Annotated in this window: 15 protein-coding genes and 1 riboswitch; of the genes, 6 read left to right on the top strand and 9 right to left on the bottom strand. The window is 52.0% G+C overall.

All coding sequences use genetic code 11. From position 1 onward, the window contains the following. Positions 1-302: 302 nt before the first annotated feature. Positions 303-1,160 (bottom strand): glutamate racemase, encoded by an 858-nt coding sequence (gene murI, locus G434_RS08435; protein WP_000201825.1) that lies wholly within the window; start codon positions 1,158-1,160, stop codon positions 303-305. Further along, entirely contained in the window at positions 1,105-2,949 is a 1,845-nt protein-coding gene (btuB, locus tag G434_RS08440) for a TonB-dependent vitamin B12 receptor BtuB (RefSeq protein ID WP_000591367.1), read from the bottom strand. The genes murI and btuB overlap by 56 nt, the downstream gene beginning before the upstream one ends. A gap of 64 nt (positions 2,950-3,013) precedes the next feature. Next, a riboswitch (cobalamin riboswitch) is annotated at positions 3,014-3,204 on the bottom strand. A gap of 113 nt (positions 3,205-3,317) precedes the next feature. On the opposite strand from btuB, the gene trmA reads away from it, so the two are divergent. Further along, positions 3,318-4,418, top strand: a complete 1,101-nt coding sequence (gene trmA / locus G434_RS08445) for a tRNA (uridine(54)-C5)-methyltransferase TrmA (protein ID WP_000187018.1) — start codon at positions 3,318-3,320, stop codon at positions 4,416-4,418. 39 nt (positions 4,419-4,457) lie between these two features. Here the strand turns inward: trmA and G434_RS08450 are convergent, their stop codons facing one another. Beyond that, positions 4,458-4,817: a YijD family membrane protein gene (locus G434_RS08450; RefSeq protein WP_000806411.1), complete on the bottom strand. Its 360-nt coding sequence runs from the start codon at positions 4,815-4,817 to the stop codon at positions 4,458-4,460. Next, positions 4,817-5,467, bottom strand: a complete 651-nt coding sequence (gene fabR / locus G434_RS08455; protein WP_001309117.1) for an HTH-type transcriptional repressor FabR — start codon at positions 5,465-5,467, stop codon at positions 4,817-4,819. Before fabR ends, G434_RS08450 begins: the two co-directional genes overlap by 1 nt. 331 nt (positions 5,468-5,798) lie before the next feature. On the opposite strand from fabR, the gene sthA reads away from it, so the two are divergent. Next, entirely contained in the window at positions 5,799-7,199 is a 1,401-nt protein-coding gene (gene sthA, locus G434_RS08460; RefSeq protein WP_001120810.1) for a Si-specific NAD(P)(+) transhydrogenase, read from the top strand. Here the strand turns inward: sthA and oxyR are convergent. From oxyR to argC, 4 genes are all read right to left on the bottom strand, one after another. After that, on the bottom strand, positions 7,182-8,099 hold the full coding sequence (oxyR, locus tag G434_RS08465; RefSeq protein WP_001025939.1) for a DNA-binding transcriptional regulator OxyR: 918 nt from the start codon (positions 8,097-8,099) through the stop codon (positions 7,182-7,184). The two genes, sthA and oxyR, sit on opposite strands and share 18 nt — an antisense overlap. Before the next feature lie 266 nt (positions 8,100-8,365). Next, positions 8,366-9,739 (bottom strand): argininosuccinate lyase, encoded by a 1,374-nt coding sequence (argH, locus tag G434_RS08470; protein WP_001230087.1) that lies wholly within the window; start codon positions 9,737-9,739, stop codon positions 8,366-8,368. Positions 9,740-9,799: 60 nt separating this feature from the next. Beyond that, on the bottom strand, positions 9,800-10,576 hold the full coding sequence (gene argB, locus G434_RS08475) for an acetylglutamate kinase (protein ID WP_001362445.1): 777 nt from the start codon (positions 10,574-10,576) through the stop codon (positions 9,800-9,802). Between the two features lie 7 nt (positions 10,577-10,583). After that, entirely contained in the window at positions 10,584-11,588 is a 1,005-nt protein-coding gene (gene argC / locus G434_RS08480; RefSeq protein WP_000935365.1) for an N-acetyl-gamma-glutamyl-phosphate reductase, read from the bottom strand. 153 nt (positions 11,589-11,741) lie between these two features. Between argC and argE the strand changes: the two genes are divergently transcribed. The 4 genes from argE to G434_RS08500 all read left to right on the top strand — a co-directional run bounded on the left by argE (position 11,742) and on the right by G434_RS08500 (position 18,949). Continuing rightward, on the top strand, positions 11,742-12,893 hold the full coding sequence (gene argE / locus G434_RS08485; protein ID WP_001309894.1) for an acetylornithine deacetylase: 1,152 nt from the start codon (positions 11,742-11,744) through the stop codon (positions 12,891-12,893). A 411-nt stretch (positions 12,894-13,304) separates the two neighbouring features. After that, a complete protein-coding gene (gene ppc, locus G434_RS08490; RefSeq protein ID WP_016238970.1) occupies positions 13,305-15,956 on the top strand; it encodes a phosphoenolpyruvate carboxylase in 2,652 nt (883 codons plus the stop codon). A 182-nt stretch (positions 15,957-16,138) separates the two neighbouring features. After that, positions 16,139-17,872: a phosphoethanolamine transferase CptA gene (locus tag G434_RS08495; protein ID WP_000556273.1), complete on the top strand. Its 1,734-nt coding sequence runs from the start codon at positions 16,139-16,141 to the stop codon at positions 17,870-17,872. A gap of 225 nt (positions 17,873-18,097) precedes the next feature. Next, positions 18,098-18,949: an AraC family transcriptional regulator gene (locus tag G434_RS08500; RefSeq protein ID WP_000274636.1), complete on the top strand. Its 852-nt coding sequence runs from the start codon at positions 18,098-18,100 to the stop codon at positions 18,947-18,949. Here G434_RS08500 and G434_RS08505 read toward each other — a convergent pair. Next, entirely contained in the window at positions 18,936-19,277 is a 342-nt protein-coding gene (locus G434_RS08505; protein WP_000323849.1) for a PTS fructose-like transporter subunit IIB, read from the bottom strand. The genes G434_RS08500 and G434_RS08505 overlap by 14 nt on opposite strands.

The raw sequence follows: 19,277 nt of genomic DNA, 5'->3' as shown, positions 1-19,277 counted from the left end.
TTTTCGTCTTGCGACGTTAAGAATCCGTATCTTCGAGTGCCCACACAGATTGTCTGATAAATTGTTAAAGAGCAGTGCCGCTTCGCTTTTTCTCAGCGGCGCGGGGTGTGCATAATACGCTTTCCCGCTACAGAGTCAAGCATTTTTTTGCTTTTCTCTGTTGAGATTCTCAGGAGAACCCCGCTGACCCGGCGGCGTGTTTGCCGTTGTTCCGTGTCAGTGGTGGCGCATTATAGGGAGTTATTCCGGCCTGACAAGAGGAAATTTAAAATAATTTTCTGACCGCACAACATTCAACCAAATCAGCCTAAAACTGCCAGTTTTTCGAGCGTTTCGAAGCCGTAACGCTGTAAAACGGGCAATAATTGTTCAGCTTCTGGCGTCATTGCCATACAAAAGGCAATATTCGCATCGGCAGATTTTGCATCCGGGGCTTCATGCTCTAGCAACCAGGCCGTTCGGCGAGCAATCGCTGCGCCAGAATCCACCAGCCGGGTTCCCTCTGGCAGCACCTGTAACAGTTCTTCTTGTAGTAGAGGGAAATGGGTACACCCCAGTACAACGGTATCTGGCGGCTCTTTCATTCTTAACCACGGACGCAAGATACGTTTTAGCGCATCCAGAGAAACATCTTCGCCATGCAGCTTCGCTTCAGCCAACTCAACCATCTCTGCCGAGCCCAGCATTTCTATCTGGCATTCATTAGCGAAACGCGCGATCAGCTCATGAGTATAAGAACGTTTAACTGTTCCGCGGGTTGCCAGTAATCCGACAATGCCATTTGCCGTCAGACGTGCAGCAGGTTTAATCGCCGGCACGACACCAACAACCGGGAAGTCGAACTTTTCGCGTAATGCAGGAAGTGAAACGGTACTGGCAGTGTTGCAGGCGACCACAGCCAGCGCAAGGGGATAACGTTTTTGCACTGCGGTGACAATTGCCACCACTCGCTCAACAATAAACGCTTCGCTTTTTTCGCCATACGGGAAAGCGACGTTATCGAAAGCATAAATGTAATGGAGATCCGGTAAGAGATGCCGGATCTCGTCATAGACCGACAACCCACCGACGCCGGAGTCAAACACCAGCACGGTGGGACGTGGTTCAGAAGGTGTAGCTGCCAGACAAGGTGTATTCCCGTCCTGCAGTTTGGTAGCCATAGACTGTCTCATAATCTTTGTCGAACAGGTTGGCTATTTTACCACGAACTGTCAGGTGAGAGGTGACCGGATACGCAACCGCAAGATCCCACAAGCTCACACCACCCATTTTAACGGTTTGATAAGGATAAGATGAGTAATCCTTATCATAGCGAGTGCCTAAATACTGATAAGTAATACCCCAGTCGAAGTCATACAACTGCCAGTCGAGCTGGTATTTCACCTGCTGTTTAGCACGGCGTAACAACGGCGTGTCAGTAATCGCATTGCGCGCATCGACATAATCATAACTCACAGTATGCGTCAGTGGTCCGGTATCAAAATTGGCGGTCGCCTCGACGCCCTTAATCCGCGCTTTCCCTTCGTTGTAATATTTCAGGGTGTGATCATCATAATCGATCAAATCACTGACATCGTTACGATATCCGGAAATACGCCAGTTCACCCCAGCGGTTAAGCCTTCAAACGCGCCTTCCCACTGTTTGCTTTTCTCAGGATTCAGATTCGGATTTCCGTAGAAACCATACAGTTGCCCAAGATTAGGTGCCTTGTACGACGTGCCATAAGAAGCGATAAAACGATAGCCTTCGATGAATTCCCAACCGGCACTCGTTTGCCAGGTTCCATGACGACCAAACTGTGAGTTATCGTCGCTGCGGGCTGCGCCTTCAAACGTAAAATCGCCGACTTGTTGCAATCCGGTCAGATAGATACCAGTGTTACGTTGATCATACCCATCCTCAACATAACCAGTACCCGGCGTCGTAGTCTGTTTCTGCCAGTCAACGCCCGCACCAATATTACCGTGGCCAACGGTAACGTTATTTGCCCACTGGACGGTGTACTGCTTCATCTCATCCAGCGTCGCGGACGAATCATAACGACCATAATGGGGATCGTAGTTGTAATCTTTGCTATGGCTATAGCTGGTAATGAGTTGTGATTTAATCAGTTCGCCGTTATAGCGCAGCCCGGCGTCCCAACTTTGGCTATAGAGTTTACGGGTATCGAGCAACGGTGAGCCAGGAGAATAATACGCGTCATAATTGGTACGGTTATCATAGCCATAGCCGCGCACAAAGCCGCTCCAGGCATCAGTAAAGTTATGCTCCAGCGCGCCATAAAGCGTTTTACTTAAAAAACCATCGTTATCTGTCTGCGCTTGCGTTCCGGTATTACCATAGGCAACAACATCATAACCATGAGTATGGGCATAATCGCCCAACAGCGTTACCCGTGTCTTATCCCCCAGTTGTTGCTGCGTGGAGACATCATAGTTCTGATAACTATTGCTTCCCCACCCTGCTGAAATTTCCGTTCCGGGTTCATCGCGCGTCGTGATGATATTCACCACCCCGCCTATTGCATCGGAACCATAAACGGCGGAGCGCGGCCCACGGATATATTCAACACGCTGGACAAGCGCAATAGGGAACTGGCTAAGGTCGGCAGAACCACTCACCCCCGCCAGATTCAGGCGTACGCCATCAATTAACACCAACACATGACTGGCATTTGTACCGCGAATAAAAATAGATGAGAGCTGACCTGAACCGCCGTTTTGGGTGATATCGACGCCCGGAAGACGGCGCAGCACATCATTAACCGAGGTCGACTGCCAGCGGTCGATATCCTGACGCGTCACAACGGTGGTTGGTGCAAGCACAGTGCTGCGCGGCTGTTCAAAACGGTTAGCAGTAACGACGAGAGTATCCGGGCTGGTATCCTGTGCCCAAGCAGAAAAGGCTGTGACAGAACACGCCGTCAGCAGCGAAGCTTTTTTAATCATTGTAAAGCATCCACAATAGAAGAAGGATGCCGCAGGTTTCATCAATATTACGCGATGATGAGAACCAGATGCGACGTTAGCCGGCAGGTCTTCGGGCTTGGAGGGGTATCTAAGATACTAAGAGATGATGACTTCCCACCAGATGGCAGTGTCCGCATAACGCAATCATCGCACCTTTCCTTACCGCTGCGCGTCAGCTCCAGATTCGCACTGGATTCCCTATTAACTCACAGGACCGGCAAGTGGATGCTACAGGTTGTAACAAGTTACTGTCCAGACGTAGCTCACAAATAGGAATTCATCAAGATCTGGACATCTGATGAGCAATCCCTACAATCGCCGCGTACTTTAATTTTTCAGGATACATCATGACCCCCGAACACCTTCCAACAGAACAGTATGAAGCGCAGTTAGCCGAAAAAGTGGTACGTTTGCAAAGTATGATGGCACCGTTTTCTGACCTGGTTCCGGAAGTGTTTCGCTCGCCGGTCAGTCATTACCGGATGCGTGCGGAGTTCCGCATCTGGCACGATGGCGATGACCTGTATCACATCATTTTCGATCAACAAACCAAAAGCCGCATCCGCGTGGATAGCTTCCCCGCCGCCAGTGAACTTATCAACCAGTTGATGACGGCGATGATTGCGGGTGTGCGTAATAATCCCGTTCTGCGCCACAAGTTGTTCCAGATTGATTACCTCACCACGCTGAGTAATCAGGCGGTGGTTTCCCTGCTGTACCATAAGAAGCTGGATGATGAGTGGCGTCAGGAAGCGGAAGCCCTGCGCGATGCACTGCGAGCGCAGAATCTGAATGTGCATCTGATTGGTCGGGCAACGAAAACCAAAATCGAGCTGGATCAAGATTACATCGATGAACGTCTGCCGGTCGCAGGGAAAGAGATGATCTACCGTCAGGTAGAAAACAGCTTTACCCAGCCGAACGCGGCGATGAATATTCAGATGCTGGAATGGGCGCTGGACGTAACCAAAGGCTCAAAAGGCGATTTACTGGAGCTGTACTGCGGCAACGGTAACTTTTCATTAGCACTGGCGCGCAATTTTGATCGGGTATTAGCCACCGAAATCGCTAAGCCGTCGGTCGCTGCCGCGCAATACAACATTGCCGCTAACCATATTGATAACGTACAAATTATTCGTATGGCGGCAGAAGAATTTACTCAGGCGATGAATGGCGTACGCGAGTTTAACCGCCTGCAAGGGATCGATTTAAAGAGTTATCAGTGCGAAACCATTTTTGTCGACCCACCACGCAGCGGTCTGGACGGTGAAACCGAGAAAATGGTGCAGGCGTATCCACGTATTCTGTATATCTCCTGCAATCCGGAAACGTTATGCAAGAATCTGGAAACATTAAGCCAGACGCACAAGGTTGAACGTCTGGCTCTGTTTGATCAGTTCCCCTACACGCACCATATGGAGTGCGGCGTATTACTGACCGCGAAGTAAAACCCATGCCGGATGCATCAGCATCCGGCATGATTCCGATTACTCAGCAACTTCCTGCTTACGGTTACGCATCTTCGCGCCAATCCAGAACACCATAATGACGGAGAGTACTGCCGGGAAGAAGTTAGAGCCGATATCCGGATACTCCGCACGAACTACCGTGCTGTACAGCAGTACGCCGAGAATAAAACAGGCAGCAGCCAGACCCGGCAAGCCTACCGGCATGGTGCGATTAAGATAACGTTGATGCAGGCAATAAACCGTCAGCACCAGGGAAATAATCGGGAATACAGAAAATGGCACAATGGAGCTAAACAGCGCTGCGAAAGTACCATTAATCGATAAGCCAGCCACCAGCGCCAGCAGCAGCGTACCTCTATCTTGATTTGCTTGTTTCATTACTCGTCCTTCACATTTCCCGGAATAATTGCGGTTTTCTCTTGTTCACGGCGATACCAGTAATAAGCCCCTTTCGAAATCATTCGCAGTTGCAGTACCAGTCGCTCTTCTAATTGCCGACGTTGTTCGACGCCGACGTCCAACGCCTCGGCACCCGCACTGAAGACAATTGTCACCATGGCTTCGGCTTGCGCTTCAGTAAACGCACGCGGCATATGGTTTTCGAGTTCCAGATAGTCCGCAAGTTCCGCAATGAAGTGCTGAATTTCACGCGCAACGGCAGCACGAAACGCAGCGGAGGTGCCGGAGCGTTCCCGCAATAATAACCGGAAGGCGTTAGGATTATTACCGATGAACTCCATAAATGTGGAGACCGAGGTGCGGATCACACTCCCGCCTTTGGCGATACGCTGACGCGCCTGGCGCATGAGTTGGCGTAGCATTAAACCGCTCTCATCAACCATGGTCAGACCCAGTTCGTCTACGTCGCGGAAATGCCGATAAAAAGAGGTGGGAGCAATGCCCGCTTCACGCGCCACTTCACGCAAACTCAGGCTGGCGAAGCTGCGTTCAGCACTTAATTGGCTAAATGCGGCTTCCACCAGCGAACGGCGGGTTTTTTCTTTTTGTTGCGCTCTTACGCCCATCACGATGTCTGAATCCTTGCCAAAAGTACTGCTGGCACTATACCAGAGAATGAACATACTGGATTGCTCCAGTGTTGTGAATGAACGGTAACGCAATAAAACATATTTACTGCAATTCTTTGGCCGGTTCTTTTACGTACATCGGAAACCTGCCGCTTAAACGGAGAGTATCGTCGATAAAAATCCAATAAAACGTTCAGGTCAAAAGTAAGAAACAGACAAAGCAAAGGCCGCTCACGATATAGCCAGATAAATGACGGGGATCAATTGGCTTACCCGCGATAAAATGTTACCATTCTGTTGCTTTTATGTATAAGAACAGGTAAGCCCTACCATGCCACATTCCTACGATTACGATGCCATAGTAATAGGTTCCGGCCCCGGCGGCGAAGGCGCTGCAATGGGCCTGGTTAAGCAAGGTGCGCGCGTCGCAGTTATCGAGCGTTATCAAAATGTTGGCGGCGGTTGCACCCACTGGGGTACCATCCCGTCGAAAGCTCTCCGTCACGCCGTCAGCCGCATTATAGAATTTAATCAAAACCCACTTTACAGCGACCATTCGCGACTGCTCCGCTCTTCTTTTGCCGATATCCTTAACCATGCCGATAACGTGATTAATCAACAAACGCGCATGCGTCAGGGATTTTACGAACGTAATCACTGTGAAATATTGCAGGGGAACGCTCGCTTTGTTGACGAGCACACGCTGGCGCTGGATTGCCCGGACGGCAGCGTCGAGACACTAACCGCTGAAAAATTTGTTATTGCCTGCGGCTCTCGTCCATATCATCCAACAGATGTTGATTTCACCCATCCACGCATTTACGACAGCGACTCAATTCTTAGCATGCACCACGAACCGCGCCATGTACTTATCTATGGTGCTGGAGTGATCGGCTGTGAATATGCGTCGATCTTCCGCGGTATGGATGTAAAAGTGGATCTGATCAACACCCGCGATCGGCTGCTGGCATTTCTCGATCAAGAGATGTCAGATTCTCTCTCCTATCACTTCTGGAACAGTGGCGTAGTGATTCGTCACAACGAAGAGTACGAGAAGATCGAAGGCTGTGACGACGGTGTGATCATGCATCTGAAGTCGGGCAAAAAACTGAAAGCTGACTGTCTGCTCTATGCCAACGGTCGCACCGGTAATACCGATTCGCTGGCGTTACAGAACATTGGGCTGGAAACTGACAGCCGCGGACAGCTGAAGGTCAACAGCATGTATCAGACCGCACAGCCGCATGTTTACGCGGTGGGCGACGTGATTGGTTATCCGAGTCTGGCGTCGGCAGCCTATGACCAGGGGCGCATTGCCGCGCAGGCGCTGGTGAAAGGTGAAGCCACCGCACATCTGATTGAAGATATCCCTACCGGCATTTACACCATCCCGGAAATCAGCTCTGTGGGCAAAACCGAACAGCAGCTGACCGCGATGAAAGTGCCATATGAAGTGGGCCGCGCCCAGTTCAAACATCTGGCACGTGCACAAATCGTCGGCATGAACGTGGGCACACTGAAAATTTTGTTCCATCGGGAAACAAAAGAGATTCTGGGCATTCATTGCTTTGGTGAGCGTGCTGCCGAAATTATTCATATCGGTCAGGCGATTATGGAACAGAAAGGTGGCGGCAACACTATTGAGTACTTCGTCAACACCACCTTTAACTACCCGACGATGGCGGAAGCCTATCGGGTAGCCGCGTTAAACGGTTTAAACCGCCTGTTTTAACACTTTATCGAAATGGCCATCCATTCTTGCGCGGATGGCCTCTGCCAGCTGCTCATAGCGGCTGCGCAGCGGTGAGCCCGGACGATAAACCAGGCCAATAGTGCGGCGTGGTTCCGGCTTAATACACGGCAAATAAACAACCCCATCGCGTTTGCGCTCCGGCGGCACAGCCAGCGCAGGCAGTAAAGTGATCCCGCTACCTGCCGCCACCATGTTGCGCAGAGTTTCCAGGCTGGTCGCACGGAAATGCGTATCTTCATCCGCTCCAGCTTCAAAGCAGAAACCCATTGCCTGATCGCGCAAACAGTGACCGTCTTCCAGCATCAGCAGTTTTTCCCCTGCCAGATCGGCCATCGGTACGCATTCGCGGTTCGCCCACGGGTGATCTTCATAGATAGCCAGCAACATTGGCTCATCAAACAACGGCACTTCAATGAATGCTTCGCTCTCTTTCACCAGCGCGAGGATCACGCAATCGAGTTTGCCGCTGTCCAGTTGCGCCAGTAACTGGTGGGTCTGTGCTTCATGCAGATACATTTCCAGCTTTGGAAAGGTCTGGTGCAGCATCGGGATAATATGCGGTAGCAGGTACGGCCCGACCGTGGGAATCAAACCAATATGCAGCGGCCCGGACATGGTCTCACCCTGCTGGCTTGCCATCTCTTTAAGGACTTTCACCTCACGCAGCACGGTACGCGCCTGATCCACCAGCAGCATTCCCGCCTGGGTGAACAATACTTTACGGCTGGTCCGCTCCAGCAACATCACGCCCAGCTCATCTTCCAGCTTACGAATTTGCCCGCTAAGCGTCGGCTGGCTAACGTGGCAGGAGTCTGCCGCACGCCGAAAATGGCGGTGTTCAGCCAATGCCACCAGGTACTCAAGATCACGAATATTCATTATCCATCCTCCATCGCCACGATAGTTCATGGCGATAGGTAGCATAGCAATGAACGATTATCCCTATCAAGCATTCTGACTGATAATTGCTCACAGAAACGGAGCGGCACCTCTTTTAACCCTTGAAGTCACTGCCCGTTTCGAGAGTTTCTCAACTCGAATAACTAAAGCCAACGTGAACTTTTGCGGATCTCCAGGATCCGCTTTTTTTTGCCATAAAAAAGCCCGGCGATAAGCCAGGCTCAAATTTGTACATATAAATGTTCTTACCCCAACCGCGCCTGCGCAAAAGCAATTGCCTGCGCCACCTGCTGCGGTGAGACGCCGCCTTTTGCCGCACGCTTGTCGAGGCACGATTGCAGCGACAGAATCGGATAGACATCTTCGTCAATCACCTGACTGAATTTCTGCAACTCACTGAGTGGCAGATCTTCCAGCGGTTTGCCCTGACGAATGGCTTCCACCACCGCTTCACCAACAATATGGTGCGCCTCGCGGAACGGTACGCCTTTCGCCACCAGGTAATCCGCCAGTTCAGTGGCGTTGGCGTAACCCTGCTGAGCCGCTTCCTGGCAACGCGGACGTTTCACCTGAATGCCGTCCAGCACCAACGCCGCCATATGCAGGCAGTCCAGCCAGGTATCGAGCGCGTCGAACAGACCTTCTTTGTCTTCCTGCATATCTTTGTTGTAAGCCAGCGGCAAACCTTTCAGCGTCATCATCATGCCGGTTAACGCGCCCTGCACACGACCGCATTTACCGCGAATCAGCTCCAGCGCATCCGGGTTTTTCTTCTGCGGCATCAATGATGAACCGGAAGTCACGCGGTCAGAAAGCTCGACAAACCCCGCTTCGCCGGTGTTAAAGAAAATCAGATCTTCAGCAAAACGCGACAGATGCACCATGCCGATAGCGGCAGCAGACAGCAGTTCCAGCACGTGGTCACGGTCAGAAACGCTGTCGAGACTGTTACGGGTCGCTGAGGCAAATCCCAGCCAGCCTGCTAATTGTTCACGGTCGATTTCATAGGCCGTTCCCGCCAGCGCACCACAGCCTAGCGGGCTGACATCCAGACGCTTAAGTGCATCCTGCAAGCGGCTTTCATCACGCGCCAACATCTCAACATAGGCCAGGCACCAGTGCGCGAACGTCACCGGCTGGGCGCGTTGCAGGTGAGTGTAACCTGGCATCACAGCGTCCTGATTGTTTTGTGCGGTTTCCACCAGCGCCGATTGCAGCTGCCGGTTAGCCGTCAGCAACTCGCTAACGGTATCTTTGCACCACAGTTTCAGGTCAGTCGCTACCTGATCATTACGGCTACGCCCGGTGTGCAGTTTTTTGCCTAACTGACCCACTTTGTCGATCAGTTTGCCTTCCACCCAGCTATGGATATCTTCGGCGTCGCTTTCAAGGATTTGTTGTGGCCTGGCGCGAACATCTTCCAGCAGCACGTTCAGCGCCTCTTCCAGTTGCGCCTGTTCTTCTGCGGTCAACACCCCGACCGTTACCAGGGCTTTGGACCAGGCCACAGAGCCAACAATATCCTGCTCCGCCAGACGGTAATCAAAACGCAGTGAGTCGTTGAATTGTTTGAACCGTTGATCTGCTGCCTGGGTAAAACGCCCGCCCCAAAGTGCCATAACTCTGTTTCCTTATTTTGAAATTCAATGCCGGAAAGCTGCGCCTCCGGCTAACAAAACTTAAGCTAAAATCCGCGTACCCATCGGCATACCGTTAAACAGTGCCGGAAGCTGTTCCGCATGACGCCAGGAGGCGATATCTACCGGACGGCCGAGCGTGCGCGCAGCATCCAGCGCCGCGTTCACTTTCACTATCATGCCGTCAGTAATAATGCCCTGCTCAATCAGTTGTTCTGCTTTCGCGGCAGTCATTTCGGCAATGCGTTGCCCTTTGCCGTCGAGAATGCCGCTGACGTCGGAGAGCAAAATCAGATCCGCGCCCAGCGTTGCCGCCAGCGCCGTCGCTGCCTGGTCAGCATTGACGTTCATCAGTTGCCCTTCGTCTGTTACGCCAATGGAGCTGACCACCGGCAGATAACCGTTCTCCAGCAATGTGTTGATAAGCTTAGGCGAACCTGGCTGCGCCAGTCCAACATGGCCTAACTCTTCATCAAGCTGGGTCACTTTGACGCTGTCGCCGTCACCGAGAAACAAACCTACGGCCGCAATCTGATGTTTCTTCGCCCATGCCAGCAGGGTTTTATTTGCCGTTCCCGCCAGTGCTCCGGTGATAATGTCAATCTGATCAGCAGGCGTCACCCGCAGGCCGTTTTTCTTTTTCACCGGCAGATTCAGCCCTTTCATCAGCTCATCCACCACGCAACCGCCGCCGTGCACAATCACCAGCGGACGCTGATGTGACTCACGATAATTCACCAGGGCGCTAAACAGACGTTCCAGCGCCTCTTCACTATCCAGCAGTACGCCGCCCAGTTTTATAATTAATGGATTCATCATTGCACCCTTAAATAAGAGACTGCGTTTCCGCATAGCCGAAACGTATATTGGCGCACTGTACCGCTTGTGCCGCCGCGCCTTTCAGTAAGTTGTCTTCGGTCGCCACAATAATCAGGTGTTCGCCCTGAACGGCAAACCCGATATCGCAAAATGGCAGCCCAACGACATTTTTCAGCGCCGGAACGCCTTTGTCATACAGTCGCACCAGCGGTTTATGGGCATACGCCTGCTGTAACACTTGCGCGACTTGCGCCTGGGTCACACCCGGTTTCAGGCGGCAGGTAATGGTTTCGAGAATGCCACGCGGGAAATTGCCCAGATGCGGGGTGAAGATAACGTCAGCACCGAGGTGTGTGGCGATCTCTGGTTGATGGCGATGGGTAAAGACGCCATACGGTTGCAGGCTAACTTCACAAAAACTATTTGAAATCGCTGCCTTACGTCCTGCACCGCTCACGCCGCTGGTGGCGTTGATTACCGGCCACTGATTGAGGTCAAGAAGATCGGCATCAATCAACGGTTTCAGCGCCAGCTGTGCCGCCGTCGGATAACAGCCTGGCACGGCAATCAAGTTCGCTTCTTTTAATTTATTACCGCACCACTCGGCCAGACCGTAGGCTGCCTGTTCCAGCAGTTCCGGATACTGATGGGTAAAGCCGTAATATTTTTCATAGAAGGTGGCGTCGTTAACACGAAACGCGCCGGAAAGGTCGAACACCACGCAGCCGGCTTCAAGAAATTGCGGCGCTAAATCGTGGCTAACTTCATGGGCGGTGGCGAGAAACACCACGTCCACCCCTGGGCTAAACTCGCTGATATCCGACATCGGCTGCAACGGCAGATCAACGATGCCTTTTAGCTGCGGATGCAAATCGGAGATTAACTTTCCCGCATCATTGCTTTGCGCTGAAACAGTCAAAGCGGTTATGTTCATATGCGGATGGCGATTTACATAGGTCACTAGCTCTGCGCCAGCGTAGCCGCTGGCACCCACAATCAGCGTATTCAACATCGGGGCTATTCACCTTCTTATGTCTGGTTGCCAGGTTAAACGTAAAACATTCACCTTACGGCTGGTGGGTTTTATTACGCTCAACGTTAGTGTATTTTTATTCATAAATACTGCATGAATATTGATACTATCATGACCAGAGGTGTGTCAACAATGAAAAACAAATTACCGCCATTTATCGAGATTTACCGTGCTCTGATTGCCACACCTTCAATAAGCGCCACGGAAGAGGCACTCGATCAAAGCAATGCAGATTTAATCACTCTGCTGGCGGACTGGTTTAAAGATTTAGGCTTCAATGTGGAAGTGCAGCCTGTGCCAGGAACTCGCAACAAATTTAATATGCTGGCCAGTTGCGGACAGGGGGCTGGCGGTTTGTTGCTGGCGGGGCATACCGATACGGTGCCATTTGATGACGGACGCTGGACGCGCGATCCGTTTACACTGACGGAGCATGACGGCAAGCTTTACGGCTTAGGCACCGCCGACATGAAAGGCTTTTTTGCGTTTATCCTTGATGCGCTACGCGATGTCGACGTCACGAAACTGAAAAAACCGCTCTACATTCTGGCGACTGCCGATGAAGAAACCAGTATGGCCGGAGCGCGTTATTTTGCCGAAACTACCGCCCTGCGCCCGGATTGCGCCATCATTGGCGAACCGACGTCACTACAACCGGTACGCGCACATAAAGGTCATATCTCTAACGCCATCCGTATTCAGGGCCAGTCGGGCCACTCCAGCGATCCAGCACGCGGAGTTAACGCTATCGAACTGATGCACGACGCCATCGGGCATATTTTGCAATTGCGCGATAACCTGAAAGAACGCTATCACTACGACGCGTTTACCGTGCCATACCCTACGCTCAACCTCGGGCATATTCACGGTGGCGATGCATCTAACCGTATTTGCGCTTGCTGTGAATTGCATATGGATATTCGTCCGCTACCGGGCATGACACTCAATGAACTTAATGGCCTACTCAACGATGCGCTGGCTCCGGTGAGCGAACGCTGGCCGGGTCGTCTGACGGTCGACGAGCTGCATCCGCCGATCCCTGGCTATGAATGCCCACCGAATCATCAACTGGTTGAAGTGGTTGAGAAATTGCTCGGAGCAAAAACCGAAGTGGTGAATTACTGTACCGAAGCGCCGTTTATTCAAACGTTATGCCCGACGCTGGTTCTGGGCCCTGGCTCAATTAATCAGGCTCATCAACCTGATGAATATCTGGAAACACGGTTTATCAAGCCCACCCGCGAACTGATAACCCAGGTAATTCACCATTTTTGCTGGCATTAAAAAAGCAAATCAGGCTGATGACAAAGCCATGCAAGCGCACGGACAGTCCCCTCGCCCCTTCGGGGAGAGGGTTAGGGTGAGGGGAAAACCGTGCCCATACTGACCCGTAAGCGAGTTTGTCAGCAATCTCAAATGATGCCCAAATGGTAACTACAACTCATAACTCTTTGGTGTTAATTGAGGAGATTTTTTAACATTCCCATAAGTTACGCTTATTTAAAGCGTCGTGAATTTAATGGCGTAAATTCCTGCTATTTATTCGTTTGCTGAAGCGATTTCGCAGCATTTGACGTCACCGCTTTTACGTGGCTTTATAAAAGACGACGAAAAGCAAAGCCCGAGCATATTCGCGCCAATGCGACGTGAAGGATACAGGGCTATCAAACGATAAGATGGGGTGTCTGGGGTAATATGAACGAACAATATTCCGCATTGCGTAGTAATGTCAGTATGCTCGGCAAAGTGCTGGGAGAAACCATCAAGGATGCGTTGGGAGAACACATTCTTGAACGCGTAGAAACTATCCGTAAGTTGTCGAAATCTTCACGCGCTGGCAATGATGCTAACCGCCAGGAGTTGCTCACCACCTTACAAAATTTGTCGAACGACGAGCTGCTGCCCGTTGCGCGTGCGTTTAGTCAGTTCCTGAACCTGGCCAACACCGCCGAGCAATACCACAGCATTTCGCCGAAAGGCGAAGCTGCCAGCAACCCGGAAGTGATCGCCCGCACCCTGCGTAAACTGAAAAACCAGCCGGAACTGAGCGAAGACACCATCAAAAAAGCAGTGGAATCGCTGTCGCTGGAACTGGTCCTCACGGCTCACCCAACCGAAATTACCCGTCGTACACTGATCCACAAAATGGTGGAAGTGAACGCCTGTTTAAAACAGCTCGATAACAAAGATATCGCTGACTACGAACACAACCAGCTGATGCGTCGCCTGCGCCAGTTAATCGCCCAGTCATGGCATACCGATGAAATCCGTAAGCTGCGCCCAAGCCCGGTAGATGAAGCCAAATGGGGCTTTGCTGTAGTAGAAAACAGCCTGTGGCAAGGCGTACCGAATTACCTGCGCGAACTGAACGAACAACTGGAAGAGAACCTCGGCTACAAACTGCCCGTCGAATTTGTTCCGGTGCGTTTTACCTCGTGGATGGGTGGTGACCGCGACGGCAACCCGAACGTCACGGCCGATATCACCCGCCACGTCCTGCTGCTCAGCCGTTGGAAAGCCACCGATCTGTTCCTGAAAGATATTCAGGTGCTGGTTTCTGAACTGTCGATGGTTGAAGCAACCCCTGAACTGCTGGCGCTGGTCGGCGAAGAAGGTGCCGCAGAACCGTATCGCTATCTGATGAAAAACCTGCGTTCTCGCCTGATGGCGACACAGGCATGGCTGGAAGCGCGCCTGAAAGGCGAAGAACTGCCAAAACCAGAAGGCCTGCTGACACAAAACGAAGAACTGTGGGAACCGCTCTACGCTTGCTACCAGTCCCTTCAGGCATGTGGCATGGGTATTATCGCCAACGGCGATCTGCTCGACACTCTGCGTCGCGTGAAATGTTTCGGCGTACCGCTGGTGCGCATTGATATCCGCCAGGAGAGCACCCGCCATACCGAAGCATTGGGCGAGCTGACCCGCTATCTCGGCATCGGCGATTATGAAAGCTGGTCAGAGGCCGACAAACAGGCATTCCTGATCCGCGAACTGAACTCCAAACGTCCGCTTCTGCCGCGCAACTGGCAACCAAGCGCCGAAACGCGCGAAGTGCTCGATACCTGCCAGGTGATTGCCGAAGCACCGCAAGGCTCCATTGCCGCCTACGTGATCTCGATGGCGAAAACGCCGTCCGACGTGCTGGCTGTCCACCTGCTGCTGAAAGAAGCGGGTATCGGCTTTGCGATGCCGGTTGCTCCGCTGTTTGAAACTCTCGATGACCTGAACAACGCCAACGATGTCATGACTCAGCTACTGAATATCGACTGGTATCACGGCCTGATTCAGGGCAAACAGATGGTGATGATTGGCTATTCCGACTCAGCAAAAGATGCGGGCGTGATGGCGGCTTCCTGGGCGCAATATCAGGCACAGGATGCATTAATCAAAACCTGCGAAAAAGCGGGTATTGAACTGACGTTGTTCCACGGTCGCGGCGGTTCCATTGGTCGCGGCGGCGCACCTGCTCATGCGGCGCTGCTGTCACAACCGCCAGGAAGCCTGAAAGGCGGCCTGCGCGTGACTGAACAGGGCGAGATGATCCGCTTTAAATATGGTCTGCCAGAAATCACCGTCAGCAGCCTGTCGCTGTACACCGGGGCGATTCTGGAAGCCAACCTGCTGCCACCACCTGAGCCGAAAGAGAGCTGGCGTCGCATTATGGATGAACTGTCAGTCATCTCCTGCGATCTCTACCGTGGCTACGTACGTGAAAACAAAGATTTTGTGCCTTACTTCCGCTCCGCTACGCCGGAACAGGAACTGGGCAAACTGCCGTTGGGTTCACGTCCGGCGAAACGTCGCCCGACTGGCGGCGTCGAGTCGCTGCGCGCCATTCCGTGGATTTTTGCATGGACGCAAAACCGCCTGATGCTCCCCGCCTGGCTGGGTGCAGGTACGGCACTGCAAAAAGTGGTCGAAGATGGCAAACAGAGCGAGCTGGAGGCTATGTGCCGCGATTGGCCATTCTTCTCGACGCGTCTCGGCATGCTGGAGATGGTCTTCGCCAAAGCAGACCTGTGGCTGGCGGAGTACTATGATCAACGTCTGGTAGACAAAGCACTGTGGCCGTTAGGTAAAGAGTTACGCAATCTGCAAGAAGAAGACATCAAAGTGGTGCTGGCGATTGCCAACGATTCCCATCTGATGGCCGATCTGCCGTGGATTGCAGAGTCTATTCAGCTACGGAATATTTACACCGACCCGCTGAACGTATTGCAGGCCGAGTTGCTGCACCGCTCCCGCCAGGCAGAAAAAGAAGGCCAGGAACCGGATCCTCGCGTCGAACAGGCGTTAATGGTCACTATTGCCGGGATTGCGGCAGGTATGCGTAATACCGGCTAATCTTCCCCTCCTGCAAACCCTCGTGCTTTTGCGCGAGGGTTTTCTGAAATACTTCTGTTCTAACACCCTCGTTTTCAATATATTTCTGTCTGCATTTTATTCAAATTCTGAATATACCTTCAGATATCCTTAAGGAATTGTCGTTACATTCGGCGATATTTTTTTCAAGACAGGTTCTTACTATGCATTCCACAGAAGTCCAAGCTAAACCCCTTTTTAGCTGGAAAGCCCTGGGTTGGGCACTGCTCTACTTTTGGTTTTTCTCTACTCTGCTACAGGCCATTATTTACATCAGTGGTTATAGTGGCACTAACGGCATTCGCGACTCGCTGTTATTCAGTTCGCTGTGGTTGATCCCGATATTCCTCTTTCCGAAGCGGATTAAAATTATTGCCGCAGTGATCGGCGTGGTGCTATGGGCGGCCTCTCTGGCGGCGCTGTGCTACTACGTCATCTACGGTCAGGAGTTCTCGCAGAGCGTTCTGTTTGTGATGTTTGAAACCAACACCAACGAAGCCAGCGAGTATTTAAGCCAGTATTTCAGCCTGAAAATTGTGCTTATCGCGCTGGCCTATACGGCGGTGGCAGTTCTGCTGTGGACACGCCTGCGCCCGGTCTATATTCCAAAGCCGTGGCGTTATGTTGTCTCTTTTGCCCTACTTTATGGCTTGATTCTGCATCCGATCGCCATGAATACGTTTATCAAAAACAAGCCATTTGAGAAAACGTTGGATAACCTGGCATCGCGTATGGAGCCTGCCGCACCGTGGCAATTCCTGACCGGCTATTATCAGTATCGTCAGCAACTAAACTCGCTAACAAAGCTACTGAATGAAAATAATGCCTTGCCGCCGCTGGCGAATTTCAAAGATGAATCGGGTAACGAACCGCGCACTTTAGTGCTGGTGATTGGCGAGTCGACCCAGCGTGGCCGCATGAGTCTGTACGGTTATCCGCGTGAAACCACGCCGGAGCTGGATGCGCTGCATAAAACCGATCCGAATCTGACCGTGTTTAATAACGTGGTGACGTCTCGTCCGTACACCATTGAAATCCTGCAACAGGCGCTGACCTTTGCCAATGAAAAGAACCCGGATCTGTATCTGACGCAGCCGTCGCTGATGAACATGATGAAACAGGCGGGTTATAAAACCTTCTGGATCACCAACCAGCAGACGATGACCGCCCGCAATACCATGCTGACGGTATTTTCGCGCCAGACCGACAAGCAGTACTACATGAACCAGCAACGTACGCAGAGTGCGCGTGAATACGACACCAACGTGCTGAAGCCGTTCCAGGAAGTGCTGAATGACCCTGCGCCGAAGAAACTGATCATCGTTCATCTGCTGGGTACGCATATCAAATACAAATACCGCTACCCGGAAAATCAGGGCAAGTTTGATGGCAATACCGATCATGTTCCGCCGGGACTAAGCGCAGAAGAGCTGGAGTCATATAACGATTATGACAACGCTAACCTGTATAACGATCATGTGGTTGCCAGCCTGATTAAAGACTTTAAAGCAGCAGACCCGAACGGTTTCCTGGTTTACTTCTCTGACCACGGTGAAGAGGTTTACGACACGCCGCCGCACAAAACTCAGGGGCGTAATGAGGACAACCCGACGCGTCATATGTACACCATTCCGTTCCTGCTGTGGACGTCAGAAAAATGGCAAGCGACTCATCCGCGTGATTTCTCGCAGGATGTTGATCGTAAATACAGCCTGGCGGAACTGATCCACACCTGGTCAGATTTGGCGGGTTTATCTTACGACGGTTACGATCCAACCCGTTCAGTGGTGAATCCGCAGTTCAAAGAAACTACCCGCTGGATTGGTAACCCGTATAAGAAAAATGCGCTGATCGATTACGACACACTGCCGTATGGCGATCAGGTGGGTAATCAGTAATTATCAGCCAAGTGCTATTTGCCGGATGCGACGCTTGACGCGTCTTATCCGGCCTACAGATCGCGGCGGTAGGCAGGATAAGGCGTTTACGCCGCATCCGGCAATACAAGTCGACTGAAACTGCCGCAATGTTTACATCGAACTCCCCTCAGGCCACACTTTTCAGGTGGCCTTTTTTAATAATGCCAGTTACTGTTTTCCCGTCTACATACCTAAGGGAATAACATGTATCACGACGTCAGCTATCTGCTCTCCCGCCTGATCAACGGCCCGCTGTCCCTGCGCCAGATTTACTTTGCCAGCAGTAACGGCCCGGTGCCCGATCTTGCGTATCAGGTCGATTTTCCACGGCTGGAAATTGTGCTGGAAGGTGAGTTTGTTGATACCGGTGCTGGAGCAACGTTAGTTCCCGGCGATGTGCTGTACGTTCCTGCTGGTGGCTGGAATTTTCCACAATGGCAAGCCCCCGCCACTACCTTTAGCGTGCTGTTTGGCAAACAGCAACTCGGCTTCAGCGTCGTGCAATGGGATGGCAAACAATATCAAAATCTGGCGAAGCAACACGTCGCCCGGCGCGGCCCACGCATAGGTTCTTTTCTGCTACAAACGCTCAATGAAATGCAAATGCAGCCGCAGGAGCAGCAAACGGCAAGGCTTATCGTCGCCAGCCTGCTTAGCCACTGCCGCGATTTGCTTGGCAGCCAAATCCAGACCGCCTCACGCAGCCAGGCACTATTCGAAGCTATTCGCGATTATATCGACGAACGCTATGCCTCCGCGCTTACCCGCGAATCTGTCGCACAGGCGTTCTATATTTCACCAAACTATCTCTCGCACCTGTTTCAAAAAACAGGGGCCATTGGTTTTAACGAATACCTGAATCACACGCGACTGGAGCACGCTAAGACGTTATTGAAAGGCTATGACCTGAAGGTAAAAGAAGTGGCGCACGCCTGCGGCTTTGTCGACAGCAACTACTTCTGCCGTCTGTTTCGTAAAAATACCGAACGCTCGCCGTCGGAATATCGTCGTCAGTACCACAGCCAACTGACAGAAAAACCGACTACTCCAGAATAAGATGGGTTTGCTGCGGCGCAGAAAGCACTTTGCGCACCGCGCTCATCACCCGCTGCGGCTCACGCAGGAAAGCGTAGATGCTGCATTGCACATAGCGGCAATGTTCAAATCGCTCAGCACCGGCAAGCTCGATATCCGTAATTAACAGCGCAACATCCGCCCGGCGGATATCCTCGTCCGCTAAACGATTCTCCGTTCCCAACGCGCCCTGGGTTTCAATGCTGACGCCCCACTTCTCTAACTGGCACAACTTTTCCAGCCGTTCCGCCGCCATATATGTATGCGCCACGCCGCTTACGCAGGCGGTTACTGCCACCAGGTATGCCAT

The organism is Escherichia sp. KTE172, from assembly GCF_000408845.1.
Taxonomy (GTDB): Bacteria; Pseudomonadota; Gammaproteobacteria; order Enterobacterales; family Enterobacteriaceae; genus Escherichia; species Escherichia coli.
Note: the sequence above shows the minus strand (reverse complement) of the source record. Positions and strands in the feature narration are given on the sequence as shown.

Bases quoted from the DNA above. Each gene is read 5' to 3' on its own strand.
- argE (WP_001309894.1), top strand. From the start codon at position 11,742: ATGAAAAACAAATTACCGCCATTTATCGAGATTTACCGTGCTCTGATT.
- argH (WP_001230087.1), bottom strand. From the start codon at position 9,739: ATGGCACTTTGGGGCGGGCGTTTTACCCAGGCAGCAGATCAACGGTTC.
- argB (WP_001362445.1), bottom strand. From the start codon at position 10,576: ATGATGAATCCATTAATTATAAAACTGGGCGGCGTACTGCTGGATAGT.
- argC (WP_000935365.1), bottom strand. From the start codon at position 11,588: ATGTTGAATACGCTGATTGTGGGTGCCAGCGGCTACGCTGGCGCAGAG.
- G434_RS08450 (WP_000806411.1), bottom strand. From the start codon at position 4,817: ATGAAACAAGCAAATCAAGATAGAGGTACGCTGCTGCTGGCGCTGGTG.
- ppc (WP_016238970.1), top strand. From the start codon at position 13,305: ATGAACGAACAATATTCCGCATTGCGTAGTAATGTCAGTATGCTCGGC.
- G434_RS08500 (WP_000274636.1), top strand. From the start codon at position 18,098: ATGTATCACGACGTCAGCTATCTGCTCTCCCGCCTGATCAACGGCCCG.
- G434_RS08495 (WP_000556273.1), top strand. From the start codon at position 16,139: ATGCATTCCACAGAAGTCCAAGCTAAACCCCTTTTTAGCTGGAAAGCC.
- sthA (WP_001120810.1), top strand. From the start codon at position 5,799: ATGCCACATTCCTACGATTACGATGCCATAGTAATAGGTTCCGGCCCC.
- trmA (WP_000187018.1), top strand. From the start codon at position 3,318: ATGACCCCCGAACACCTTCCAACAGAACAGTATGAAGCGCAGTTAGCC.
- btuB (WP_000591367.1), bottom strand. From the start codon at position 2,949: ATGATTAAAAAAGCTTCGCTGCTGACGGCGTGTTCTGTCACAGCCTTT.
- G434_RS08505 (WP_000323849.1), bottom strand. From the start codon at position 19,277: ATGGCATACCTGGTGGCAGTAACCGCCTGCGTAAGCGGCGTGGCGCAT.
- oxyR (WP_001025939.1), bottom strand. From the start codon at position 8,099: ATGAATATTCGTGATCTTGAGTACCTGGTGGCATTGGCTGAACACCGC.
- murI (WP_000201825.1), bottom strand. From the start codon at position 1,160: ATGGCTACCAAACTGCAGGACGGGAATACACCTTGTCTGGCAGCTACA.